22 protein-coding genes are annotated in these 24,056 nt (G+C 72.2%); 6 read left to right on the top strand and 16 right to left on the bottom strand.

All coding sequences use genetic code 11. The features are described from left to right. Positions 1 to 6 precede the first annotated feature (6 nt). Together OG570_RS38345 and OG570_RS38350 are read right to left on the bottom strand one after the other, a co-directional pair. Positions 7 to 621 carry a Glu/Leu/Phe/Val dehydrogenase dimerization domain-containing protein gene (locus tag OG570_RS38345; protein WP_326953724.1) on the bottom strand — a complete coding sequence of 205 codons (615 nt, stop codon included), beginning with the start codon at positions 619 to 621 and terminating at the stop codon, positions 7 to 9. Continuing rightward, positions 618 to 1,817, bottom strand: a complete 1,200-nt coding sequence (locus OG570_RS38350; protein ID WP_326953725.1) for an FAD-dependent oxidoreductase — start codon at positions 1,815 to 1,817, stop codon at positions 618 to 620. Before OG570_RS38350 ends, OG570_RS38345 begins: the two co-directional genes overlap by 4 nt. Positions 1,818 to 2,067: 250 nt before the next feature. Here OG570_RS38350 and OG570_RS38355 point away from each other — a divergent pair, with 250 nt between their 5' ends. The 3 genes from OG570_RS38355 to OG570_RS38365 all read left to right on the top strand — a co-directional run bounded on the left by OG570_RS38355 (position 2,068) and on the right by OG570_RS38365 (position 5,972). Further along, on the top strand, positions 2,068 to 2,640 hold the full coding sequence (locus tag OG570_RS38355) for a snapalysin family zinc-dependent metalloprotease (RefSeq protein WP_326949120.1): 573 nt from the start codon (positions 2,068 to 2,070) through the stop codon (positions 2,638 to 2,640). Between the two features lie 114 nt (positions 2,641 to 2,754). Next, positions 2,755 to 4,164, top strand: coding sequence for a glucose-6-phosphate dehydrogenase (gene zwf / locus OG570_RS38360; RefSeq protein ID WP_326953726.1), 1,410 nt, complete (start codon positions 2,755 to 2,757; stop codon positions 4,162 to 4,164). Beyond that, positions 4,161 to 5,972 carry a glycoside hydrolase family 15 protein gene (locus OG570_RS38365; RefSeq protein WP_326953727.1) on the top strand — a complete coding sequence of 604 codons (1,812 nt, stop codon included), beginning with the start codon at positions 4,161 to 4,163 and terminating at the stop codon, positions 5,970 to 5,972. The genes zwf and OG570_RS38365 overlap by 4 nt, the downstream gene beginning before the upstream one ends. A 171-nt stretch (positions 5,973 to 6,143) precedes the next feature. Here the strand turns inward: OG570_RS38365 and OG570_RS38370 are convergent, their stop codons facing one another. From OG570_RS38370 to OG570_RS38390, 5 genes are read right to left on the bottom strand one after another with little or no spacing between them, the layout of a single operon-like run. Then, positions 6,144 to 6,539 carry a hypothetical protein gene (locus OG570_RS38370; RefSeq protein WP_326953728.1) on the bottom strand — a complete coding sequence of 132 codons (396 nt, stop codon included), beginning with the start codon at positions 6,537 to 6,539 and terminating at the stop codon, positions 6,144 to 6,146. A 20-nt stretch (positions 6,540 to 6,559) separates the two neighbouring features. Further along, the gene (locus tag OG570_RS38375; protein ID WP_326953729.1) at positions 6,560 to 9,802 is read right to left on the bottom strand and encodes a WXG100 family type VII secretion target; all 3,243 of its coding nucleotides are present in this window, start codon (positions 9,800 to 9,802) and stop codon (positions 6,560 to 6,562) included. Continuing rightward, positions 9,802 to 10,116, bottom strand: coding sequence for a hypothetical protein (locus OG570_RS38380; RefSeq protein ID WP_326949115.1), 315 nt, complete (start codon positions 10,114 to 10,116; stop codon positions 9,802 to 9,804). Before OG570_RS38380 ends, OG570_RS38375 begins: the two co-directional genes overlap by 1 nt. A gap of 1 nt (position 10,117) precedes the next feature. After that, a complete protein-coding gene (locus tag OG570_RS38385) occupies positions 10,118 to 10,381 on the bottom strand; it encodes an acyl carrier protein (protein WP_247051305.1) in 264 nt (87 codons plus the stop codon). Continuing rightward, a complete protein-coding gene (locus OG570_RS38390; RefSeq protein ID WP_326953730.1) occupies positions 10,374 to 12,011 on the bottom strand; it encodes a fatty acyl-AMP ligase in 1,638 nt (545 codons plus the stop codon). The genes OG570_RS38385 and OG570_RS38390 overlap by 8 nt, the downstream gene beginning before the upstream one ends. Positions 12,012 to 12,244: 233 nt before the next feature. On the opposite strand from OG570_RS38390, the gene OG570_RS38395 reads away from it, so the two are divergent. The 3 genes from OG570_RS38395 to OG570_RS38405 all read left to right on the top strand — a co-directional run bounded on the left by OG570_RS38395 (position 12,245) and on the right by OG570_RS38405 (position 14,894). Beyond that, positions 12,245 to 13,132 carry a carbon-nitrogen hydrolase family protein gene (locus OG570_RS38395; RefSeq protein ID WP_326953731.1) on the top strand — a complete coding sequence of 296 codons (888 nt, stop codon included), beginning with the start codon at positions 12,245 to 12,247 and terminating at the stop codon, positions 13,130 to 13,132. Positions 13,133 to 13,525: 393 nt separating this feature from the next. After that, positions 13,526 to 14,317 carry a choice-of-anchor P family protein gene (locus tag OG570_RS38400; protein ID WP_326953732.1) on the top strand — a complete coding sequence of 264 codons (792 nt, stop codon included), beginning with the start codon at positions 13,526 to 13,528 and terminating at the stop codon, positions 14,315 to 14,317. Positions 14,318 to 14,321: 4 nt separating this feature from the next. Next, positions 14,322 to 14,894: a class F sortase gene (locus OG570_RS38405; protein WP_326953733.1), complete on the top strand. Its 573-nt coding sequence runs from the start codon at positions 14,322 to 14,324 to the stop codon at positions 14,892 to 14,894. Between the two features lie 46 nt (positions 14,895 to 14,940). Here the strand turns inward: OG570_RS38405 and OG570_RS38410 are convergent, their stop codons facing one another. The 9 genes from OG570_RS38410 to OG570_RS38450 form a co-directional block, all read right to left on the bottom strand. Beyond that, entirely contained in the window at positions 14,941 to 16,419 is a 1,479-nt protein-coding gene (locus OG570_RS38410) for a CoA transferase (protein ID WP_326953734.1), read from the bottom strand. Then, complete coding sequence (locus OG570_RS38415; RefSeq protein ID WP_326953735.1) at positions 16,416 to 18,179, bottom strand: acyclic terpene utilization AtuA family protein; 1,764 nt, start codon at positions 18,177 to 18,179, stop codon at positions 16,416 to 16,418. The genes OG570_RS38410 and OG570_RS38415 overlap by 4 nt, the downstream gene beginning before the upstream one ends. A gap of 317 nt (positions 18,180 to 18,496) precedes the next feature. Continuing rightward, on the bottom strand, positions 18,497 to 18,841 hold the full coding sequence (locus OG570_RS38420) for a VOC family protein (RefSeq protein WP_326953736.1): 345 nt from the start codon (positions 18,839 to 18,841) through the stop codon (positions 18,497 to 18,499). Continuing rightward, the gene (locus OG570_RS38425) at positions 18,838 to 19,008 is read right to left on the bottom strand and encodes a ribbon-helix-helix domain-containing protein (protein WP_247051297.1); all 171 of its coding nucleotides are present in this window, start codon (positions 19,006 to 19,008) and stop codon (positions 18,838 to 18,840) included. Before OG570_RS38425 ends, OG570_RS38420 begins: the two co-directional genes overlap by 4 nt. A gap of 105 nt (positions 19,009 to 19,113) precedes the next feature. Continuing rightward, positions 19,114 to 19,995, bottom strand: a complete 882-nt coding sequence (locus OG570_RS38430; protein ID WP_326953737.1) for an SIS domain-containing protein — start codon at positions 19,993 to 19,995, stop codon at positions 19,114 to 19,116. A gap of 12 nt (positions 19,996 to 20,007) precedes the next feature. Next, positions 20,008 to 21,318 carry an alpha-glucosidase/alpha-galactosidase gene (locus tag OG570_RS38435; protein ID WP_326953738.1) on the bottom strand — a complete coding sequence of 437 codons (1,311 nt, stop codon included), beginning with the start codon at positions 21,316 to 21,318 and terminating at the stop codon, positions 20,008 to 20,010. After that, on the bottom strand, positions 21,315 to 22,253 hold the full coding sequence (locus OG570_RS38440) for a carbohydrate kinase family protein (RefSeq protein ID WP_326953739.1): 939 nt from the start codon (positions 22,251 to 22,253) through the stop codon (positions 21,315 to 21,317). The genes OG570_RS38435 and OG570_RS38440 overlap by 4 nt, the downstream gene beginning before the upstream one ends. A gap of 7 nt (positions 22,254 to 22,260) precedes the next feature. Next, positions 22,261 to 23,133: a carbohydrate ABC transporter permease gene (locus OG570_RS38445; protein ID WP_326953740.1), complete on the bottom strand. Its 873-nt coding sequence runs from the start codon at positions 23,131 to 23,133 to the stop codon at positions 22,261 to 22,263. Next, positions 23,130 to 24,056, bottom strand: coding sequence for a carbohydrate ABC transporter permease (locus OG570_RS38450; protein WP_326953741.1), 927 nt, complete (start codon positions 24,054 to 24,056; stop codon positions 23,130 to 23,132). Before OG570_RS38450 ends, OG570_RS38445 begins: the two co-directional genes overlap by 4 nt.

The following is a 24,056-nucleotide window of genomic DNA, read 5'->3' on the forward strand; positions in this document are numbered from 1 at the left end:
GGCCCACTACGCCGACAGCGGGTGCAGCGCGGTGCAGCCGGGCAGCAGCGGCGCGGCCGGGTCGTGGTCGTAGGTGGTGACGCGGGCGCCGCCGGCCGCCAGCAGCGCGGCCACCGCGGCCCCGGTCTTCCCGACGCCGTGCACCAGCACGCCCCGGTCCGCGACGGCCCCGCCCGCGGCCTGGCGCACGGCCGCGACGATGCCGTGCGCGGTGGCGAGGCTCGCGTCGACCGCACTGTCCACGGCCGCGAGCACGTACGGCGACAGGCCGCTGAGGACCCGCATGTCCGCGGCCGTGGTGTTCATGTCGCAGCCGGTGTAGAGCCGCCCGGCGTGCCGGTCGAGCACGTCGCCGACCGCCCGCAGCAGCGCGAACCGGTCCACTGTGGACGGATCGGCGACGGCGGTGAGCTTCGCCCCGGAGAACCCCGTGCGGTACAGGGCGTGCTTGAGCGTCATGCGGCGGGCGAGCCGCAGGCCGTCCGCCAGCGCCCGGCGTTCGCTGTCGTAGGGCAGCAGCCGCAGGCCGCCGTTGGCCGGCCCGGCGCCCGGATCGCCGTCGCGCACCACGAACACCGGCACGCCCTCGGCCGTGCGGACGCGCTCGACCACCGGTCTCATCGCAACGCCCCCGCGCGCCACAGGTCCGGGTGCAGCGCGCCCGGGGTGATGTCGTGCGCGGTCCGGCCGTCGAGCGCGAGGTCGGCGCAGACCTCGCCCAGCAGCGGAGCGATCTTGAACACCCAGCCGGTGGCGCAGACGACGACGTCCCGGAGGCCGGGCGCGAAGTCGACGACGAGCTCCCGGGCCAGCGCGCCGGGCTGCTCGGGCCGGGTCAGCAGGCCGCACAGGCACGCCGACGCGTCGACCGGCGCCGGGTCCAGCCACGGCAGGTGCTCGCCCACCCACCGCCCCATCTGCGCCACGACCCGCGGATCCACCTCGCGCCGCGACGGCGGCTCGGCCGAGACCGCGGCCGGGTGGTTGACGCCGACGCGCACGAAGCCCGGGCGGTCCCAGGCCAGCTCCGGAAACCCGTAGTACAGCCCGGGATCGCCGGTCCGCGGCGCCTGGAACGTGATCCAGGTGGGCAGCTCGCCGGCGGGTTCGCGGGTGCGGAACCAGGCCGAGACCATGGTCCAGGTCGTGGTGGCCAGCTCGAACCCGAGCAGCCGCAGGACCGCGTTCGTCTCCGGACCGGCGGCGATCACCAGCTTGGCGCCGTGGAAGGAGTCCCCGGCCGCGGTCTCGACGCGCACGCCGCCGTCGCCGGTGTGGATCGCGACGACCTCCTGGCCGCGCCGCAGCGCCACCCGCCCGGACGCCGCGGCCGCGCGGTGGAACGCCCGCAGCGTCGCCTTGACGTTGGTCGCGGCGCCGTCGGGCTGGAAGAACCCGGTCCACCAGTCCGGGATGCCGGCGAAGCCGAACCGCCGGGTGACGTCGGCCGCGGTGAGCCGGTCGAACGGCAGGTCCAGCTCGGTCATCACGGCGAGAACGGCGTCGATCTGCCCTTCCGCGCCGGGCGCGTGCGGGTCGCCGAACCAGAGGCAGCCGGTGCGCGTGGCCAGGTCCTCGGTGGTGCGCTCCTGCAGCTCCGCCCACAGCGGCCGCGACGCCAGCACCAGCCGCGAGACGGCGGGGTCGTCGTACTGCAGCCGGAACTGCCGGGACGTGCCCCCGGACGCCGTCTCGTCGTGGAAGAACTCGCGTTTCTCCAGCACCAGCGCGGTGCTGCCGCGCTTGGCCGCCGCGTGGGCCGTGGCGAGCCCGACGGCTCCCCCGCCCACGACGATCAGGTCGACCGGGCCGTCCATCCCCACCCCTCTCGGCGCCGGCGCGGTCGCACCCGGCCCCTAGATCACTACCGGGCCGGCGGGGTGGTCCACGGGCCGTTCACCTGAAGGTGTCGCCCACCTTCGGCTTGTCAACCCGCAGATAGTGTTGGGAAATCACCAATCGCGAGGCCCTACGGAAGTCGGCTCCGGCGGTGTGTGTCCACGGGGTAAATTCCCCAAGCGCGCGCAAATCCGGCAAATCCCCGTCCCCCCAACGAGGAGTCTTCCGATGTCCAGGAAGTTCGCTCTGACCGGCGCTGTCGCGCTCGCGATCGCCCTCACCCCGCTCGCCGCGGGCACCGCGACCGCCGCACCGGCCTCCACCCAGCAGGAAGCCGCCGTCACCACGGTGTACTACAGCACGTCGGGCGCCCCGTCGTTCCGCTCGCAGATCAACCAGGGCGCCGCGAACTGGAACAGCAGCGTGACCAACGTCAAGCTGGTCGAGCGGGCCTCCGGCGCCAGCCTGCGCTACGTCGAGGGCAACGACGCCCGCGGCTCGTACGCGCAGACCAACGGCCACGGCAGCGGCACCATCTTCATCGACTACACCCAGGCCCAGCAGTACTACCCGGTCCGGATCACCGCGCACGAGACCGGCCACGCCCTCGGCCTGCCGGACCACTACTCGGGACCGTGCTCCGAGCTGATGTCCGGTGGCGGCCCCGGCACGTCCTGCCGCACCGCGGTCCCGAACTCGGCCGAGCGCAGCCGGGTGAACTCCCTGTGGGCCAACGGCTTCGCCGCGAACAACGCGCCGGAGCAGCGCATCTACGAGGACGGCACGGTCCTGACCTTCTGACCGGCCCCGGCACCACCGACGGCCCCCGGGGATCCGCTCCCCGGGGGCCGCTCGGCATCCCCCCGCGCCCGCGCTCGACGTGCGGGACCGGCGCGCGTGATCGACGATCGGGACGTGCAGACACCGCAGCCCCACGTGCTCGTCCTGTTCGGAGCCACCGGTGACCTCGCGCGCCGGAAGCTCTTCCCCGGGCTCTTCCGCCTCTACACCGCGAAGATGCTGCCCGGCGGGTTCGCGATCGTCGGGTCCGGGCGGCACTCGCCGGGCACCGACGACGAGTTCCGCGACCGCATCGGCGACGCCCTGCGTGAGCACCTCGGGGACGACTTCGACGACAGCGCCTGGCGTGAGTTCGCCCAGCGGCTCTCCTTCCGCGTCTCCTCCGCCGACGACGGCGCCGACCTGGCCGGACACGTCCGCGAGCAGCGCGAAAGCCTCGGCGACGACGCCCGGACCCTGCTCTACCTCTCGGTGCCGCCCGGCGCGATGACCGGGATGGTCGGCATGCTCGGCGAGACCGGTCTGGCCGAGGGCGCCCGGCTGGTGCTCGAGAAGCCGTTCGGCAGCGACCTCGAGTCGTCGCGTGAGCTCACCGCCGCGCTGCACGAGGTGTTCACCGAGGAGCAGATCTTCCGGATCGACCACTTCCTCGGCAAGGAGGCGGTGCAGAACATCCTCGTGTTCCGCTTCGCCAACGGCCTGGTCGAGTCGCTCTGGAACCACGACCACATCGCCTACGTCCAGATCGACATCCCCGAGTCGATCGGCATCGAGGGCCGCGCGGCCTTCATGGAGTCGACCGGCACCTTCCGCGACATGGTCTCGACGCACCTGCTGCAGGTGCTCGGCTTCCTCGCGATGGAACCGCCGCCGGAGATCAGCGCCGAGTGGCTGCGCGCCGAGAAGCACAAGCTCTACCACAGCCTCCGGCCGCTCGACCCCGGCGACGTCGTGTTCGGCCAGTACGAGGGCTACCGCGACGAAGAGGGCGTCGACGACGCCTCGGACGTCGAGACGTTCGTCGCGCTGGAGGCCCGGATCGACAACTGGCGCTGGCAGGGCGTGCCGTTCTACCTGCGCACCGGCAAGGCCCTGGCCCAGACCCGCCGCACCGTGACCATCGGGCTGCGGGAGCCGCCGCTGGCGATGTTCACCGGGGCCGACGACCTCGGCGGCGGCAACGAGCTCGTCTTCGAGCTCACCGAGCAGCCGCAGCTGACCCTGGAGCTGCGGGCGAAGCGGCCCGGCGCGGACCTGTCCGTCGGCAAGGCCGCGCTGACCCTCGACGTCGCCGGCACCTTCGACGGCGTCGAGCCGCTGGAGGCCTACCAGAAGCTGCTGCTCGACGTCATGCGCGGCGACCACACGCTGTTCAGCAGCGCCGAGGAGATCGAACGGCTCTGGCAGGTCTGCGAGCCCGTCCTGCGGAACCCGCCGAAGACCCAGCCGTACGCGCAGGGGTCGTGGGGCCCCGAAGCGGCGTTGCGCCTGCCCGGCGAACGCGGCTGGCGGGTGCCCGAGTGACCTACCTGCCGATCGCCGAGCACGGCCTGGTCGGCGACCTGCGCACCGCGGCGCTCGTCGGCACCGACGGCCGGGTGAGCTGGTTCTGCGCGCCGCGGTTCGACTCGCCGAGCGTCTTCGGGGCGCTCGTCGACGCCGAGCGCGGCGGCGACTGGGAGCTGGCACCGGTGTGCGAGGTCACCGCGCGCCACCAGTTCTACTTCCCGGACACGAACATCCTCATCACCCGGTTCCTCACCGAGGACGGCATCGTCGAGCTGCAGGACTTCATGCCGATCCTGCGCCCGCACGACGACGAGCACCGGCAACGGCTGGTGCGGCGGGTGGTCAACATCCGCGGGCACGTCCGGATGCGCACCCGGGTCCGGCCGTGCTTCGACTACGGCCGCGACGTCCCGGAAGTGTCCGAGAAGGACTGTCGCATCTCCTTCCAGGGCAAGGAGGTGCGCGTCTGCCTCGACTCGTCGGTCACCCTGGACACCGGCGACGGCGCGGCCACGGCCGAGTTCGACGTCCCCGCCGGCGACACGGAGCTGTTCGTGCTGGAGGTCGCCGACGACACGGCCGACCACCCGGCGGCCGACGCGGCCGAGGCCCAGGACCTGTTCGACGCGACCGTCGGGTTCTGGCGCGACTGGCTGTCCCGCTCGTCCTACACCGGCCGGTGGCGGGAGATGGTGCACCGCTCGGCGTTGACGTTGAAGCTGCTCACGCACGAGCCGAGCGGCGCGATCGTCGCCGCGCCGACCCTCGGCCTGCCGGAGCGGATCGGCGGCGAACGCAACTGGGACTACCGCCACGTCTGGCTGCGTGACGCCGGGTTCTCGCTGTACGCGTTGCTGCGCCTGGGTTTCACCGACGAGGCCGAGGCGTTCGTCGGCTGGCTGACCGACCGCGTCTCCGACGACCGCGACGGCGACCTCGGCCCGCTGCGCGTGATGTACTCCATCGACGGCGACGCCGACCTCACCGAGCACGAACTGGAGCACCTCGAGGGTTACCGCGGCTCACGTCCGGTGCGCGTCGGCAACGGCGCGGCCGAGCAGCTGCAACTGGACGTCTACGGCGAGGTCATCGACTCGATCTACCTGTTCGACAAGTACGGCAAGGGCATCTCGCACGCCAGCTGGGCGAGCCTGTGCACGATGCTGGACTGGCTGCTGGAAAACTGGGACCGGCCCGACCACGGCATCTGGGAAACCCGCTCGGGACAACGGAACCACACGTTCTCCCGGCTGATGAGCTGGGTCGCGGTGGAGCGGATGGTCCGGGTGGCGCGCCGCCGCGGCCTGCCCGCCGACCTCACGCGCTGGACGTCGGTCCGCGACGAGATCTACGGCCGGATCCAGGAGCAGGGCTGGAACGAGGAGATCGGCGCGTTCGTCCAGCACTGCGAGCCCGAACCCGGCACCGCGCTCGACGCGTCACTGCTGCTGATGCCGATGGTGAAGTTCTGCTCCCCCACCGACCCCCGGTTCCTGTCCACTGTGGAACGCATCGGCGAGGAACTGGTGCTGGACAGCCTGGTGTTCCGCTACAACCCGGAGGAAGCCCCCGACGGCCTGGACGGCTCGGAGGGCACGTTCTCGCTGTGCTCGTTCTGGTGGGTGGAGGCCCTGACCCGAGCCGGCCGCACCGACGACGCGCGGCTGGCGCTGGAGAAGATGTTCACCTACGCCAACCACGTCGGGCTCTACGCCGAGCAGATCGGGCTGACCGGGGAACAGCTGGGCAACTTCCCGCAGGCGTTCACCCACCTGGCACTGATCAGCGCGGCCCTCAACCTGGACCGAGCCCTGGACACCTAGCCCGGTTGCGGCGGCGGGCACGTGTCCGACGCGATCCTGCGCGATCCGGCCCGGATCCGCGTGATCCGGGCCGGAACTCACGTGACCAGGCCCGGGACTCGCGTGATCCGGGCCGGAACTCGCGTGATCAGCAGGCGAACTTGATCGGCGAGGAATCGCGGCGCCGGCGGGTTACCAGGGGTTGTTGCCGAAGCCGTCGTCGTCGTCCGTGTCCGCTGCTCGGTGGCGGCGGCCTCGGCGGGGTTCCGCCGGGGCCGATGGCGGGGCCGGAGTGGGGGCGAACGGCGCTGCCGCACCCGCGCCCTGCTCCCCCGCGAAGCCCTCCGGCTCGAAGCTCTGCGGGCCGCCGCTGTCGTCGCGGACGCCCCAGCCGGACTTGGTCTTGCGGTTGGCCATCTCCCGCACGTGCTGGACGTACCGCTCGGCCGCCTGCACCTGCTTGGTCATGTACTCCTGGGACTTGGCCTTGATCTCCTCGCCCTGCTGCTCGCGCAGGGAGCGGCGCTCGGCCTGTTCTCGGACGAGGCCGTCCAAGCCGGCCTTCATGCCCGCCATCTCGTCGCTCATGCGTCCTCCTCAGCCCGCGCTCACCACCGGCGGGGGGCCGGTGGCTCCTCGTCGTCCAGCGACCCGACGATGCGGCCGGTGGGTTCGGCCATCGGCTCGAAGACCGCGCCCTCGATCCGGTACGCGCGGTTCGAGCGCTCCTGGTCACCGCTGCCCTGGCCGCCGCCGCCCATGCCGCCCATCGGCATGCCGCCGCCCATCGACTGACCGGCCTGGCCGTTCGCACCGGACATGGCCGCCGAGGCGAACGCGGGCGCCGCCGTCTGCTGCTGGCTCGCACCCACCCCGCTGTGGACGCCCTCGGACAGCGACGGCGACTCGCCGAGCGAGCCCGTCACCGCGCCGCCACCCGTGTCGAGACCGGCCGTGGACAGCGCGTGCGCGCCACCCCCGCCGCCACCCGACGCGCCGGCCCCGTCGAGGGTGCCGCTGTGCTTCGGCAGGTCGTCGGGCTTCGCGTCGGGGGTGTCGCCGAGCGCGTGCGACGCCGTGTCGCCCCTGGTCTCGCCGCTGAGCGCGTCGTCGAGGTGCTTCTTGGCGGCGTCGTCCAGGCCGCCGGGCGACGTGTCGTCCTCGCCGAGGGTGTAGGTCGTCGGCTTGCCGGTGCCGTCGTCGACGGTGACGACCGTCGGGCCGTCCGCGCCGTCGGGCCGCTCGGCGGTGATCTTGACGTCGCCGTCCTGGATGTGGATCTTGCCGTCCGCGCCGGGGTGGTAGACGCCGTCGGCGTCCGGCTTCCCCGGATCGTCCGAGCCGACGCCGAGGTCGGTCTTGGCGGCGTCGTCGTCGGGCCAGTCGAGCTTGAAGTCCTTCGCCGGGCCGTCGCCTTCGCCGACCTTGATGTCCATCTTGCCGTCGGAGTCCGGCTCGGTCATCTCGAAGGTCTTGTCGCCCTGCTTGACCTTCAGGTGGTCGAGCTTTTCGTCGCCGTCGGGCTTGCCGTCGCCGTCCTTGTCGGTGTCGGGCTTGCCGTCGCCGTCGGTGTCGGACTTGCCGTCGTCGAGCAGGCCGTCGCCGTCCTGGTCGGTCTTGATGCCGTCGCCGCCGAGCTTGTCCAGGGCGTCGGACGCCTGCTTCTTCGCGTCCTCCGCGGCCTTTTCGGCCGCTTCCTTGCCGTCCGCGGCCGGGTCCGACCCGGAATCCGAGCCCGACCCCGAGCCGGAGCCCGCGTCGTCGCCACCGCCGCTGCCGCCGAGCCCCGAACCGCCACCGGCGTCGGTCTTGATGCCCTCACCGGAGAACTCGCTCAACGCGTCGGCGGCCTTCTTCTTCGCCGCTTCCGCCGCCGCGGCGGCCGCGTCCTGACCACCGCCGGCTCCCGAACCCGAACCGGCCCCGGACGGCGACGTGTCGCTGCCGCCGCCGGCACCACCACCGGAGTCGCTGCCACCGCCGCCGCCGAGGCCGCCCGCACCGGAGCCGTCGTCGGTCTTGATGCCCTCGCCGGAGAACTGGCTCAGCGCGTCGGCGGCCTTCTTCTTGGCGGCCTCCGCCGCCGCGGCCGCAGCCTCCTGACCGTCCGAAGACGACGGTGGCGGCGTCGAAGACGGCGTCGTGTCGTCGCCACCGCCCGAGCCCCCGCCACCGGACATGTCCGGGATGGACGGCATCGGCCCGCCACCACCGGAACCCGAACCCGAACCGGAACCACCGCCCGAGCCCGAACCGGAACCACCGGAGATGTCCGGGATCGGCGGCACCGAACCGCCACCACCGGAGCCGGAACCCGAGCCCGAACCGGACCCGGAGCCGCCGCCGGAAGCACCGGACGGCGTGTCGAAGTCCGGGATCGGCGGCACGTTGCCGCCGCCACCCGAACCCGAGCCGCCGGAACCCGAGCCACTGCCCGAACCGCTGCCGGAGCCGGAGCCGGACCCGCCGGAACCCGAGCCGGAGCCGCCGGAACCGGAACCACCAGATCCCGAGCCGTCGCCGCCACCCGAGCCACCGCCGTACCCGCCACCGCCCGAACCCGAGCCGCTGCCTGAGCCGGAACCACCGCCGTAACCACCGTTGCCCGAACCCGAGCCGGAACCCGAGCCGCCACCGGACCCACCGGTGCCGGAACCCGAACCCGAACCGCCGGGCATCGTGACGCCCTCGAACTCGTTCTTGACCTTGCCCATGACCTTGTCGAGCGCGTCGTAGGCCTGGTCGACGAGGTCCTTGGTGTCCTTGCAGGTCTTGGCGAAGCCCTGGTAGAGCCGGTCCCACATGTCGGGGTTGAACTGGTTCTGGATCCACTGCTTGGCCAGGTCCTGGCCGTGCTTCTTGATCTCGTCGCCGTCGCAGCAGCCCTGGTCGTTGAGCGTCTTGACCAGGTTGGTGCCGAAGTTGGCGTCCATCCAGCCGGCGATCTGGGCCAGGTCCTGCTCGTTGCCGTGCTCGCCGCTGGCGACCGCGACGACTTTCTGCGCCATCGTGTAGTCGGCCTTGCCGACCAGGTCGGTGTACATCCCGATGACCGCGTCGGCCTTGCCCTTGCACAGCTGGAAGACCGTGGTGGCGGTGCTGAGCGTCGCCTCGCCCGCGTTGCCGAGGGTCTGGGACAGCTTGTTCGCCTTGGGCAGGATCTTGTCGTTGTAGGTGTCCGACGCGGCGTCGGCACCGGCGCCGGTCCAGCTCTGGTACAGGCTGGACAGCTCGGTGCCGGTGTTCTCCACGGTCTTGTCCACCGTGGTCGAGCCGGTCTTGAAGTGGTCGGCGTCCTCGACGAAGTTCTGGAAGCTGATGCCGCGCTGCTCGTCGAACGGCTTCCGGATGTCCTTGTCCAGGTCGAGCGCGCGGGTGTTGCCGCGGCAGTCGTCCGGGAGCTTCGCCAGCAGCGAGCCGAACGTCTCGAACAGCTTGAGCGCGGGCGCGGCGGCGTCGAAGATCTCGTCGGACGTCTTCGTGCCGGTGCTGGCGCCACCGCCGGACTCGTCCGAGGCGGGCGGCTTGGTGTCGTCGAGCTTCTTCTTGCCGTCGTCGACGGCCTTCTTCTCCTGGTCTTCGTTGTAGCTGGCCTGGTCGCCCGCCTTCTTGGCGGTGTCGTAGGCCTCGTCGAGCGGGACGCCGGAGAAGAGCGGGTTCGCGTTGTAGGCGGTGGCGAGCTTCTCGGCTTCCTGCCGCTTGGCCTTGATGTCGTCCGGTTCCTGGTCGGCCAGGAACGGCGGGGGCGGCGGGTTCTCCCGCATCCAGCTGCTGATCAGCACGCTCTTGGTCTGGGCGGGCACGCTCGGGTCGTCGAGCACCGCCTTGACCTCGGTCCAGGTCTTGGCCATTACAGGTCAGCCCCCGCGGTGGTGATCGCGCCCGACTGGTTTTCCTCGTTCGCGCCGTAGCTGCTGCCGGCGGTGCCGAGGTTCGTGCCGAACGAGCCCAGCGTGCTGCTGTACCCGCTGACCGCGGCCCACAGCGCCGTCACCCCGGCGGTGTACTTCGCCGCGTGCGCGCCGTGGGCCTGGCCGAAGCCGGCCGCGTCGACCGGCGTGCTCGACAGGTCCGGGTTGTCGTCCAGCAGCTGTTCCGACAGCCGGCCGATGTTCTTCGACGCCGACGACAACGCGTCGGTCGTCGCGGTGTACCCCCCGCTCATTTCAGAGCCTCTCGTCAGATCCGCCGGTCGCGCCCGCGAGCGCTTCCGTGAGCACTTCGGCCACCGAACCCACGTCGGTGAACCGGTCGAGCTGGTCCAGGTCGATCGTCACCCGGAAGTAGACCTCCAGCGCCGCCAGCAGCTTGATCCGGCCCTTGGAGTCGATGCCCAGCTCCTCGAGGGGAGCGTCGGGTTCGACGCCTGCGGGGTCCAGCATGAAGGTCTCGCTGACGACCTTCGTGACCTCGGCGCGGTGATCACCCACGGAAGTCACCATAACGCGCCTTGGCGGCCGACCGGGCGACCTTGCCACTGGAAGTGCGCGGAAGTCCGCCGGAAGGGACCAGACGTACCGAACGCAGCGTGAGATCGTGTTCGCGCGACACCGCGCGCAGCACCGCCCTGGTCACTTCTTGGACGTTCACGCCGTCGGTGTCACGCGCCCACTCGGCCACCACCACCGCGCCCTCGCCGGCGTCGTCGGCCACGCCGAACGCGGCGACGCGGTCGCGGCGGACGGCCGGGTGCGCTTCCCCCGCCGCCGCTTCGATGTCCTGCGGGTGGAAGTTGCGGCCGTCGACGACGATGAGGTCCTTGATCCGGCCGGTGACGTAGAGGTCGCCGCGGTGCACGACGCCGAGGTCGCCGGTGCGCAGCCAGCCGCGCAGGCCGTCGAGCGTGGCGCCGAACGCGGCGGCGTCACCGCGGCCCCAGTAGCCGGTGGCCACGTTCGAGCCGTGGATCCAGATCTCGCCGACCTCGCCGTCGGGCGCCGTCCGTCCATCCCGGACGATCCGCACGCGCTGCCCGACCGGACGCCCGACCGACACGAGTTCCTGGCCGTCGACCATTTCGACGGCGGTGCCCTGCGCGAGGGCGTCCCGGTCGAACACCGCGCCGCGCGGTCCTTCGGGGCCCGCGCTCGTGACGTAGACGGTGGCTTCGGCCAGGCCGTAGGACGGGCAGTGCGCCCCGGGGCGGAACCCGCGCGGGCCGAACACCTCTTGGAACCGCCGGACCGTGCGCGGCCGGACGGGTTCGCTGCCGTTGAGCGCGACCCGCACGCCGGACAGGTCGAGGTCGTCGCCGGCCTCGGCCGCCGCGTCGGCCGCGAGGTCGAAGGCGAAGTTCGGGGCGGCGGTGAACACCGCCGGGTAGTCGTGCAGCTGCCGCAGCCACCGCTGCGGCCGGTGCACGAACTCGGCCGGGGCCATGAACACCGAGCGGCCGCCGGCGAAGACGGGCAGGCACAGCAGCTGGATCAGGCCCATGTCGTGGAAGAACGGGATCCAGCCGGCGCAGGTCGTGCCCTCGTCGACGGCGTAGGCGCGGCTGCCCTGCCAGCAGGCGGCGACGATCGCCCGGTGCGGGATCACCGCGCCGGCCGGCTCCCGCGTCGAGCCCGACGTGTATTGCAGGTACGCCGGGGTTTCCGCCGTCACCGGGACCGGATCGACGCCCGGGCCGGACACTTCGTCGGCCACGACGAGGTGGTCGAAATCGCCGGCTTCGCGCACCCGGGCCGCCGCGGCCGACGACGTCAGCCAGACGCGGGCGCCGCAGTCGGCCAGCACGCCGGTGAGCCGGTCGCGCTGGCCGCGGCTCGCCGGCGCCATCAGCGGCACCGCGACCAGGCCGGCGGCGAGCGCGCCGAAGAACGCGAGCGGGTAGTTCAGGTCCTGGCCCGCGAGGATCGCGACGCGCTCCCCCGGCTCGGCGACGCGGCCCAGCGCGCCGGCCACCACACGCACCCGCGCGGTGAACTCGGCCCACGTCAGCGTGTGCTCGGCGCCGGCGCTGTGGTCCTGGTGGGTGAACAGCGGGCGCTCGTCGGCCGCACGCGCGAAGAGGCGCTCGACGATCGAGGTGCGCAGCACCTCTTCGGGCACGTTCACCGGCGGCTCGGGCGGACGGGACGCATACGGGCAACCTACCGTGCGCCGCCGCCGGGCCAGGCGGTGTCCTGCAAGTCTGCTCGATGGGCTTCGTGATCCAGGTGGTTCCTGACGGCGCGGGCGGGTCACCCTCGTACTGGGCCGTACTCGGGTGATCCCGCCCGTGCCGTCAGGGGCCGCCTGGGCGCGAAGACCGCGAGCTTGACTTGCAGGACACCGCCTAAGCTCGGGTCGTGGCGCGGACGTTCCGCCTGGCGGTGGCCCAGAGCGAAGTGGTCGAAGATCCGGCCGACGTGACGGCGCTGCGCGCGTCGGCGGCCCGGCTGCGCGACCTGATGGCCGAAGCGCGGGACGCGGGCGCCCGGCTGGTGCAGTTCCCGGAAGGGGCGATCACCTACCCGCACAAGCGGGTGATGTCGGTGCACGGCCCGGAGCGGGTCGGCCCGGCCGACTGGACGCGCGCGGCGTGGCCGGTGCTGCGCGCAGAGGCCGAGGCGATCGCCGAGCTGGCCGGCCGGCTCGGGATCTGGGTCGCGTTCGGCTCGATCCACCCGCTGAGCGGCGGGAACCGCCCGCACAACAGCCTCTACGTCGTGTCGGACACCGGAAAGCTCGTCGGCCGCTACGACAAGCGGTTCCTGTCGAACACCGAGCTGCGGTACCTCTACTCGCCCGGCACCGAGCCGCTGGTCTTCGAGGTCGACGGCGTCCGGTTCGGCTGCGCCCTGTGCATCGAGGTCAACTTCCCCGAGCTGTTCGCCGAGTACGAGCGCCTCGACGTCGACTGCGTCCTGGTGTCGGTGATGGTGGACGACGCGGCCCGGGCCACGGTCGCCCAGGCGTACGGGACGCTGTACAGCTACTGGCTCGGCTACTCGGTGCCCGCCCAGTTCGCGGCCACCGTGCCCGCCGGTGTCGTCGCGCCCGGGGGCCGGTGGATCGCGCGGGCGTCCTCGCGTCCGGAGCCCGGTCTGGCCGTCGCGGACCTCGAGCTGTCGGCCCCGGACGTCGCCACGGCGGTCCAGCTGGCGCGGCCCTGGCGCCGCACCGCGCGGGCCGGGCTCTACGACGACCACGTCGTCCGCGGCGACCCGCGAAGCGACGACCGCGGCACCTTCTGACCGGCCACGCACAGCTTCCGCCGTCCCGCTGGACGAGGAAATCGAATCCGTCGAATCCCGTGGCGGTCACATCACTCCCCGTGTTCGCCGCGCCCCAGCCGAGTAATCACTCGGACGTGTCATAACGGGGGGTGAACCCCCTCGAATGCCGCAACGGGCACTACTCGCCGTCGATCATCGGGGAAATGCGTCGAGCCGAAGTGGCCACTTCGAGTTGTTTGTTTTCCGGAAGATCACGTTTCGCGAACTCGGGTAACCACCGGGGATCTCGGCTTGCTTGGCAGCAAGCGCGATTTTGATAGCGTGGCCGAGCTTTCCTCCGCGGACCGAGTCACGCTCGGCCCGCCGTCGCCGCACGTTTTCGCGGCCCATTTCTTTGAAAGGACCTCGTTCATGCGCACAACCATGCTCCGAGCCGGGAGCCTGGCCGGCCTGACCGCCGTCGTCCTGGCCACCGGAGCCACCGGCGCCACCGGTGCGCCGGCCGGGGACGCCGGGGTGACCGGCTCCGCTTTCGGTGCGTCCGCCGGGGTTTCCCTGCTGCCCGGCGTGCTGAAGGATCTGGCCGGCGGCAAGGGGATCACCGTCGAGACCGGCAAGCTGGCCCCGTCGAGCAGCACCGGCCCGACCTCGGCGAACGTGGCCGACGCCCCGCTGAAGGGGCTCGTCACGGCGAAGGCCATCTCCAGCTCCGTCGTCTCCGACACGGCTTCGGTCGCGAGCAAGGCGAGCATCGTCGAGGCGACGCTGCCCGTGCTGGCCGCGGTCGCCGGCCGGGTGCCGTCGGCGCGGGTGATCAGCGCCCGCTGCGCGTCGGCCGACGGCAAGGTCGTCGGCAGCAGCGACCTGGCCGGGGTCAACCTCGGCCGGCTCGGCACAATCCCGGCGGAGGCCGCGCCCAACATGCGTCTCGGCATCCCCGGTGTGGTCGAGGTGATCGTCAACGAGCAGGACCAGCGCTACGACGGCGGCCTCGACGTGACCGCGCTGCACGTCAAGCTCCTGGGCGGCGACGTCACCGGCGCCATCGGCAGTGGTGACGTCAAGCTCGCGTCCGTTTCCTGCGGCCCGGCGAAGGAACTCGCGCCGCAGGCCCCGCCGCGTCCGCAGAACCCGGGCCAGGTCACCGTCGTGCCCGCCGGTGCCCCGCAGACCGGCGACGGCAGCCTCGCGACCGAGGGCTGAGCCGATGCGCCGCGCACTTCTCTTCGTCCTCACCGCGTTGCTGCTCGCCGGGTGCGGTGCCGCGACGCCGACCGCGGCCGGGAACCCGGCGCCCGCGCCCGCCGCGGCCGCCCCCGCCGGGCTGTCGCGGTCCCTGCCCACCGCGATCGACGTCCCCGCCATCGACGCGCAGTCTTCGCTGGTGTCACTCGGGCTCAACGCCGACAAGACCGTCGAGGTCCCGCCGGTCGACCAGCCGCTGCAGGCCGGCTGGTACGAGTACGGGCCGACGCCCGGCGAGGTCGGCCCGGCGGTCATCCTGGGCCACATCGACGGCGACCACCAGAAGGGCATCTTCTGGCGGCTGCACGAGATGAAGGTCGGCGACCAGGTGCACGTCGACCGCGCCGACGGCGGCAAGCTCACGTTCACCGTGGCGAAGGTCGACCAGATCGCGAAAAAGGAGTTCCCGACCGAAGCCGTGTACGGGAACACGAACGAGCCGGAACTGCGGCTGATCACCTGTGGTGGCAAGTACGACGCGGCGAGCCGCAACTACCTCGACAACGTGATCGTCTACGCGAAACTGGTGAAGTAGCCCGCCGGTCGTGAGTGGTAATGAGGGTTAGAACCCGCATTACCACTCACGACCACTCGGGACGGGACGAGCCGCGCGGCACCAGGACCGTGCGGTAGTGGCCCGGCGTCGCGGACATCCGGACCTGGTCGGTGACGCCCTGGTAGCGCCCGAGCGGGGTGTCCGCGGTGAAGGTCTCCGGGTCGAGGTAGGCGTGCGCCTCGCCGCGGCCGGCGGTGTCGAGCGCGTAGGCCTTGTCGAACACACCCATGCTCAGGATCCACAGCGCGGCGCGGGTGAGCGAGACGTGCACGCGGTAGCTGCCGCCGTCGGTCGCCCGCCGCGCCAATGCCTCGACGATCCCCGCGGCCATCAGCCACGAGACGATGTAGTCGTTGACGACGAGGATCGGCGGCAGCGCCGGGGTTTCGCCGTCGCCTTCCAGGTGCATCATGCCGGTGAGGCTGCCGGCGGTCTGGTCGAACCCGATCCGGCCGGCCCACGGCCCGTGCTCGCCGTTGAGCGACGCGGTCGCGTACACGATCCCCGGCCGGGTTTCCGCCGCCTGCTCCGCGCTCAGCCCGATGCGCGCGAGGTAGCCGGGCCTTCGGTTGGCGTAGAAGACGTCCGCGGTGCCGAGCAGCTCCCGGATCTTCCGCGCGCCCTCGTCGCTGTACGGGTTCACGATGGCCGACCGGGTGCCGACGTTCGCCGTCACGTAGGTGACGTCGTGCTCGAGTTCGCCCGGGCGCCACAGGTTCAGGACGTCGGCGCCGTGCAGGGCGAGCGCGCGGCCGACGCCCGCGCCCGCGATCACGTGGCCCATGCCCAGCGCGCGAACGCCGGACAGCGGATCGGCGGCGCCGGCCGGCAACGGCACCGGGTCGCTGTCGGCGATCTTGGTGATCTCGATCAGCGGCAGCCCGGCCAGGGTCTCCCGGTAGTGCGGCTCGGCGAGCAGCTCGGTGGTGGTGCGCAGCATCGGCAGCACGGTCCCGGCCGCCACCGCGGCCTCTTCCAGCTCGATGCCCTTCCAGCCGGCGACGGCGGCGGCGACCCGGTCCGGGTCCTCCGGGACGTCGAGCAGCCGTTGCGCGGCGATCTTGATCTTCGGGTACGGGTTGAGCGGCATCACCCAGCGGTCGTCGGCGGTGCGGTAGAACCGGAACCCCAGCGCCTGGCTCGGGTTGGCCGCGGCGTTCTGCGGGAAGCCGTTGACCAGCTCCCACTTCCGGTCGTAGAACGGGCACAGCCGGTGCGGCGCGACGCGCAGGTCGACGCCGATGTCCTGGCCGTCACCGCCGCGCAGCCGCCAGAGTTTCGCGATCGCCGCCGACTTCGCGGCCAGCGCGATGGCCGACGCGCCGCCGAGGCGCAGGGTGCTCGGGACGACCGGGTCGGCGCCGTCGAAGGTGATCGTGCCGCCGGTGTCGGCGGGGCTCATCCCGATGCCGGACAGCAGGTCGGCGAGCTCGGCGTGCGGGTCGAAGGCGTCGCCGGTCGCCGGGTGGGCGATCGCGTGCGCGACCCGGTCGGTGAGCGTCATCGGGAGTCCTTCCGCTGCAGGAGTTCTTCGGGGACGGGCACCAGCCGGGCGCGCAGGTACTCGCCGACGGCCTTGCCGACCTGGTCGACGCGCAGGTTCGCCGAGCCGCCGGTGCCGAGCAGCCCGCGCAGGACGAAGTGCACGGCCCGCAGGTGCGGGAACTCGTGCCGGACGATCTCGAGTCCGGCGGTCTCCGGCAGCAGCGTGCGGAGCCTGGCCGTGCTCAGCGTCCGCCGCAGCCACGGCCAGGCGTCCGGGTCGGCGGTCCAGACGCCGAGGTTGCAGTTGCCGCCCTTGTCGCCGCTGCGGGCGTGCGCGACCGTGCCCAGCGGCACGAACCGGGTCCCCTCCGGCTCTTCGGTGGGTTCCGGGTGCACCGGTTGGTCCACAATGGACGTTTCCGGCGGCGGTGGGACGTCTTGTGCTTGCCCGTCGGCGAAAACCACGCGGTGCGGGACGACGTCGGCGTCGAGCACGGCGGGCCAGTAGTCGATCCGCGGCCGCGGCCGGACGGCCAGCTCGGCACCGCCGTCGTGGAAGAAGCCGGGGATGCTCTGGAGGTAGAGGCTGCCGATCCGCTTCGCGAGCCCGAAGCGTTCGAGGGGTTCTTTCTCGCGGGACGTCGCCATGATCCGGACGGCCGCGGTGGCGTCCCACTGGCTGCCGGGGTCCGCGGCCGGGACGCCGATCCGCGTGACGTCGAGGTCGACGCCGTCCGCGCGGCCGAGCTGCTCGCGCAGCAGGGCGATCTTCGCGTCGACGTCGAGGCCGGTGACGTAGACGGTGTTGACGACGCTGTACCCGATCTGCCCGAACAGCGCGACCTTGGTCGTCGGGGGCGGCGGCGAGCCGGTGGCGCCGGTGATCGCCACCCGGTCGGGGCCGGCCGGGGTGAGGCGGACGTCGTCGAGGTGGACGGTGACGTCGGGGTTGAGGTAGCGCGGGCCCTGGATCTCGTAGACGAGCTGGGCGGTGACGGTGTCGGCGGTGACCATGCCGCCGTCGCGGGTGTGCTTGGTGATCACGCAGCCGCCGTCCGCGGCGATCTCGGCGATCGGGAAGCCGGGCTTCGCCATGCCCGGGACGCCGGTGAAGCCGGAGAAGTTGCCGCCGACGGCCTGCGGGCCGCATTCGATGACGTGCCCGGCGACGACGGCGCCGGCGAGCCGGTCCCAGTCGCCGGCGGCCCAGCCGTGCCACCACGCGGCCGGCCCGGCGGCCAGCGACGCGTCGGTGACCCGCCCGCACACGACGACGTCGGCACCCCCGGCGAGCGCGGCGGCGATGCCGTGGCCGCCGAGGTAGGCGTTGGCGGCGATCGGCGTCGTGCCCCAGCTCGACAGCGGACGTCCGGTGTCGAGGTGGGTCAGCGGGTGCGTGGCGGCCAGCTCGTCGAGGTCGGCCAGGAGGTTGTCGCCTTCGACGTGCGCGACCGACAGCGTGACCCCGGCCTCGGCGGCGGCCGCGCGGACGGCGTCGGCGAGCCCGGCGGGGTGGAAACCGCCGGCGTTGGTGACGACCTTGACACCTCGCTCGGCGATGGTCGCGAGGTGGGGCCACAGCTGGCCGAGGAAGTATTCGACGTAGCCGCGCGCGGGATCGCGCCGGTGCCGCGCGGCGAGCATGGCCAGGGTGATCTCGGCGAGGTAGTCCCCGGCGAGGACGTCGACGGGGTCGCCGTCGAGGGCTTCGGCGAGCGCGGTGAAGCGGTCGCCGAGGTAGCCGGAGAAAGTGCCGATCCGGATCGCCCGGTCCCGCATCCCCGCTCCTCCCGCCGATGGCTGGTCGGTTCCGACGCTAGCCGCCCGCGGCGGGCGCGGCATCCCCGGCTCGCGCCCGGGCCGCACCTCGGCGCCTGCGCCCGCACCCGGCGGGCGGGAGCGGGCACGGAGATCGATTCACTCGTTCGGGGATCACCCGGTGTCCCCGGCTGACCTGCGGATTCAAGGTCTTTGCAAGGTTTCGCCACGGTGGCCGGGGCATCCTTGTGGGGTACGCCGGACCGAGCCGCCGAGGGGGCGGCTCCGGTCCGGCTGCGTGGCCTGCACGGCGACGTCCAGGCCGCCGCGCCGTTCGGTCACGTCCCGGACGGCGCCTGGAGGATCCACGTGCGCCCGTCGGGATCGCGGACGCTCATCTCGCGCGTCCCGAAGTGGGTGTCGGCGAACGGGCTGACGACCTCGACCGGCGCGCCGGCTTCGAAGGTGTCCTCGGCGGGGACCTTGATGACGACCTGCATCCCGGTCGGCTGGTCCGCCGGCACCTCGGCGACGAACAGGTAGGCGCCGTCGCCGTTGCGCAGCAGTCCCGAGCTGTGGTCCGTCGCGAAGTCGATCTCGAACCCGAGCGACTGGAAGAACTTGGTGGCCTTCCCCCAGTTGTGCGTCTCCAGGTACAGGGCTTCGACGCGGTCACTCTTCATCGCTGTTCTCCTTCTGAGTCGGCCGTGGCGGTGGCGAGGTACTGGCGCAGCGCCGCGGTGACGAGGGCCGACAGCGACTGTTCGGTGTCCACGGCGTGGTGCTTCACCTCACGGATCAAGTCCGTCGGCAGGTACACGTTGAACTGCTTGACGTCCTTGTCGCTCATGACAGAATGCTAGCACGCTAGCCAGCTAGACGACCAGAACGCCGCGAGGGCACCTTCATGGCGTTCAGGTCCATGAAGGTGCCCGTCACGGCACTTCAGGTCGGGTCAGCTCGCCAGGACGACCGAGCGGGTCAGGTGGGCCGGGCGGTCCGGGTCGCGGCCCGCCGCTTCGGCGAGGGCCACGGCCAGGCGCTGGACCAGCACCAGCTCGGCCAGCGGGTCCAGCTCGCCCTGCCGCAGGTACCCGCCCGTCGCCTCGATCTGACTGACCAGGCCCGCGTCCAGGGGCGCCAGGCTCCAGACCGCCCGGCCCGGCGCGGCCACCGCGATCGGGCCGTGGCGGTACTCCATCGCCGAGTACGACTCCGTCCACCAAGCCGCCGCCTCGCGGACCTTCAGCGCCGCCTCGTTCGCCACTCCGACGTGCCAGTCCGCGCCCAGGAACGAAATCTGCGACGCCGCGAGCAGCTCCGGGGCGAGCGGCGTGGTCAAGGCCCGGGAGACGTCGGCCAGCGCCCGGTCCGTCGGCAGGCCCAGGTGGGCGCGCAGGAGCAGCAGCTGCGTCGTCGGGAACCGCGTCTGGACCACCGAACGCTCGTCGGCGTACGGCAGGCAGACGACGTCGTCCGACAGCGCCGCGGCCGGCGAGTCGGCCACCGCCGTGATCGTCGTGACGCGGGTGCCCGGCCGCGTTCGTTCCAGCGCGGTCAGGATCTCCGTCGTCGTGCCGGAGCGGGTCATCGCCAGCACGCGGTCGTACGGCCGGTCGAGCTTCGCTTCCGACGCCGCGAAGACGTCGGTCAGGCCGTGGCCGGCGTCCTCGCGCAGCCGGGCGTAACTCTGCGCCATGAACCACGAGGTGCCGCAGCCGATGACGGCGACGCGCTCCCCCATCGCGGGCAACGCGGGTGCGTGCAGCGGCAGTTCCCGGACCACACGCGCCCAGCACTCCGGCTGGCTGGTGATCTCGTCGAGGGTGTAGGACATCGTTCTCCTGAATCAGTGGCCGAGAAGGGTACGCAGTGCGGGCTGGAGGCGGTCGCCGTGCGCGCGGACCAGGTCGTCGCACAGCTCCCAGATCCGCTCGACGGGCAGCGAGGCCGCCGTGGCGGGGTCGGTCATCGCGGCGTGGCGGATGTGACGCGGGTCGTCCTCGATCGCCGCGCGCACGACCAGGTCGTTCATGCTCAGGTACGTCCGGTTCAGCGCGGCCAATTGCGGTGGCAGCGCGCCGATCCGCGTCGGCCGGACGCCGGTGCCGTCGACCAGGCACGGCACCTCGACCACGCCGTCGGCCGGCAGGTTCTCGATCAGGCCGCGGTTGACGACGTTGCCGTAGACCGTGCGCGGCGTGCCGGTGACGATGCTGTGGATGACCTGCGGCGCGTACTCGTTGGTGCCTTCGACGGGCAGCGGCTCACCGGCGGCGACGGCGTGGCGCGTCCGCTCGTACTCGGCCTCGTTCTCCGCGACGATCTCCAGGTACGCCCCGACCGGCAGCCGCAGCCGCTCGATCTCGCTGTCGTGGTGCAGGTACCAGGGCACGTACTCGGCGGAGTGCTCGCTGGTCTCGGTCGGGTAGTACCCGAGCCGCCGGAACATGTCGAACCGGACGCGCCGCCGCAGCTGCTCGTCGCCCTCGGCGAGCGACGTCAGCCGCGGGTAGAGGTCGGTGCCGCCGTGCTCGAACCGCAGCACCCAGGCCTGGTGGTTGACGCCGGCCGCGACGTAGGTGACCTCGTCGAACGGCACCCCGACCAGCTCGGCGAGCCCGTGGACCGTCCAGTACACCGAGTGGCACAGCCCGACGACCCGCGTCAGGCCGGTGGCCTCGCTCAGGTACTGGACGTTCATCGCCATCGGGTTGGTGTAGTTGAGCAGCCACGCTTCCGGGCAGACGTCGGCGATGTCCGCGCCGAGTCCCTTCAGGAACGGGAACGTCCGCAGCGCGCGGAAGATCCCGCCGATGCCGAGGGTGTCGCCGATGGTCTGGCGCAGGCCGTAGCGGGCCGGGACGGCGAAGTCGGTGCGCGTCGACTCCCCCATCCCGATCTGGACCATGTTCACGACGAAGTCCGCTTCCGCCAGGGCTTCCCGGCGGTCGGCGTGCGCGGTGAGCAGGGGTTTGACGCCGCGGGCGGCGGCGATCTGCCGAGCCGCGGCCAGCGCCGTCGCCAGCCGTTCCGGGTCGATGTCGTGCAGGGCGACGTGCACGCCGTCCAGCTCGGAGTAGGTGAACAGGTCGGCGAGCAGGCCTTGGGTGAACACGACGCTGCCCGCGCCGACGAAGGTGATCTTGGGGGTGGTCATGCGTGATCCGATTCGGTGCGTTCGAGGTGGACGAGGACGTCGTCCCACGTGGCCTGGCCGGCGGTGCCGCCGCGGGCGCGGACCGAGAAGCCGCCGCAGACGACGCCGCAACGCAGCGCCGTCCCGAGCGGCAGCCCGGCCAGGACGCCGGCGAGGAACCCGGCGTTGAAGCTGTCCCCGGCGCCAACGGTGTCGACGGCGGTCACCGGGATCCCCGGGGTGGTGGTGAGTTCGCCGTCGCGGCAGGCGAACGCGCCGTCGGCGCCGTCCTTGACCACGACGGCCGGGCCGCGGGCGGCCAGCAGCGTGGCGGCCTCCCACGCGCCGGCCGCGCCCGTCAGCCGGCGTGCCTCGGCCGCGTTGGGCAGCAGGAAGTCCGTCTCCCGCAGCAGTTCCCCGACGTCCCACCGCTCGGCCGGGTCGTCGTTGGTGTCGACGGACGTCGTCGCGCCGTGCCCGCGGGCCGCGCGCAGCAGACCCGGCAACGCGGGCGCGAGCTCCGGGAGCAGGAAGTACGACGACGAGTGGACGTGCCGGCTCGCCGCGATCAGCTCCGGCGGGACGTCGCCGGCGCCGATCGCGGCCAGGGTGCCCGGTGCGGTGACGATCGCGCGGTCGCCGTCGCGGGTCAGGACGGTCGTCAACGGCGTCGGCAGCGACGGGTCGGTGTGCAACGCGCTGGTGTCGACGCCGCGTTCGTCGAGGGCGTCGCGGACGAACCGGCCGCCGGCGTCGTCGCCGACGCGCCCGGCGAAGGCGACCTTCAGCCCCAGCCGGGCGGCGCCGGCGGCGGTGATGGCGCCGGAGCCGCCGAGGGTGAGCACGCCGGAGTCGGCGAGCTGCTCCCGCTGGCCGAAAGCCAGGTCCGTCCGCAGTGGACCGATGATGACGTCGGGGTTGGCGTCGCCGACCACGAGCAGGTCGAAACGGTGCATGACGGCCCTAGCCCTTGAGGCCGCTGGAGGTGATGGACTGGATGAACGTCTTCTGCGCGCCGAGGAAGGCGAGCAGCACCGGCAGCACGGTGATCACGTTGCCCGCCATCACCGCGGCCCAGTTGGTGTGGTGCTGGCCCTGGAACGTCGTCAATCCCAGCTGCAGCGTGTAGACGGTGTCGTGGTTGAGCGCGATCAGCGGCCAGGTCAGGTCGTTCCACGTGCTCAGGAAGGTCAGCACGGCCACCGTGCTCAACGCGGGCCGCGACAGCGGCAGCACGATCGTGAACAGCACGCGCAGCCTCGAGCAGCCGTCGATCCAGGCCGCTTCCTCCAGTTCCCGGGGCACGGACAGGAAGAACTGACGCAGCAGGAACACCGCGAACGGCGTCACCAGCGACGGCACGATGAGCGCGCCCAGGCTGTCGATCAGGCCGAGCTTCTTCATCACCAGGAACGTCGGGATCATGGTCAGCTGGAACGGGATCGCCATCGTCGCGATCATCACCGCGAGCAGCGCCCGGGACCCGGCGAACCGCATCCGCGCGAACGCGTACCCGCCGAGCGCGCCGAACAGCAGGTTCGACACCACGGTCACCGCCGACACGATCAGCGAGTTCGTGAACCAGCGCACGAACAGGGCGTTGTCGAGGACGTAGCGGTAGCCCGAGAAGTCCACGTGGGACGGCCAGAGCGCGGGCGGGAACCGGTTGATCTCGGCGTTGCTCATCACCGAGCTGAGCAGCAGCCACACCAGCGGCGCGGCGAACACCACGGCCAGCGGCACGAGCAGCAGGTGCCAGGGGCTGAACGGCAGCCGCGGGCGGCGCAGCACGGGCAGCACCCGCGGCGCGGGCACGCTGTCGATCCGGGCGGTCATCGGAGTGCCTTCCGGGGCCGGCGGAGCAGGCGGACGGCGACCACGACGACCAGCAGGGCGACCGCGAGCACGTAGGCCGACGCCGCGCCGTAGCCGGCGGTGAAGTTCTTGAACGCCTGCTCCCAGACGAAGTAGACGATCACCGTGGCGGAGCCGAGCGGGCCGCCCTTGGTCGTCACGTACACCAGGTCGAACACCTGCAGCGACGTGATCAGCTGCCACACCACCAGGAACGCCGTCACCGGCATGATCGCCGGCAGCGTGACGTGCCGCAGCACGCGCCAGGTGCCCGCGCCGTCCAGCCGCGCGGCCTCCACCAGCGACGGCGGGACGTCCTGCAGCGCGGCCAGGTACACGATGACGCAGAACCCGGTGCCGCTCCACAACGTGATGGCCACGAGCACCAGCAGCGCCTGCGCGGGATCGGTCAGGAACCCTTGCGGGGACACGCCGAGGTGGTGCAGCAGCGAGTTGGCCGCGCCGAACTGCGGGTCGAGGATGAACGAGAACAGCACGCCCTGCGCGGTCGCCGAGAGCACGAACGGCACGAAGACCAGCGTCCGGTAGACGCCGATCAGCCGGATGCGCCGGTTCAGCGCCTGCGCCAGCAGGAAGCCGAAGAAGATGCTCAGCGGGACGTAGAGCACCGTGTACAGCACGGTGTTCCCGACGGCCTGGGCGAAGTTCGGGTCCTGGGCGAGCGCCGCGTAGTTGTCCCAGCCGACCCACCGGCTGGGCGTCACGAGGTCGTCGACCTGGAACGAGAGCAGCAGCGACCAGGCCACGGGCACCACGCCGAGGCCGAGGATGATGAGCACGGCGGGTGAGACGTAGGCCCACGCGGCCGCGGACTCGCGCCGACGTCGGCGTTTTGCATGTTTGTGGGCGGGGGTGACGGTGATGGGCCTCGGCAGTCCGGGCAT

Source organism: Amycolatopsis sp. NBC_01286, from assembly GCF_035982555.1.
Lineage (GTDB): Bacteria > Actinomycetota > Actinomycetes > Mycobacteriales > Pseudonocardiaceae > Amycolatopsis.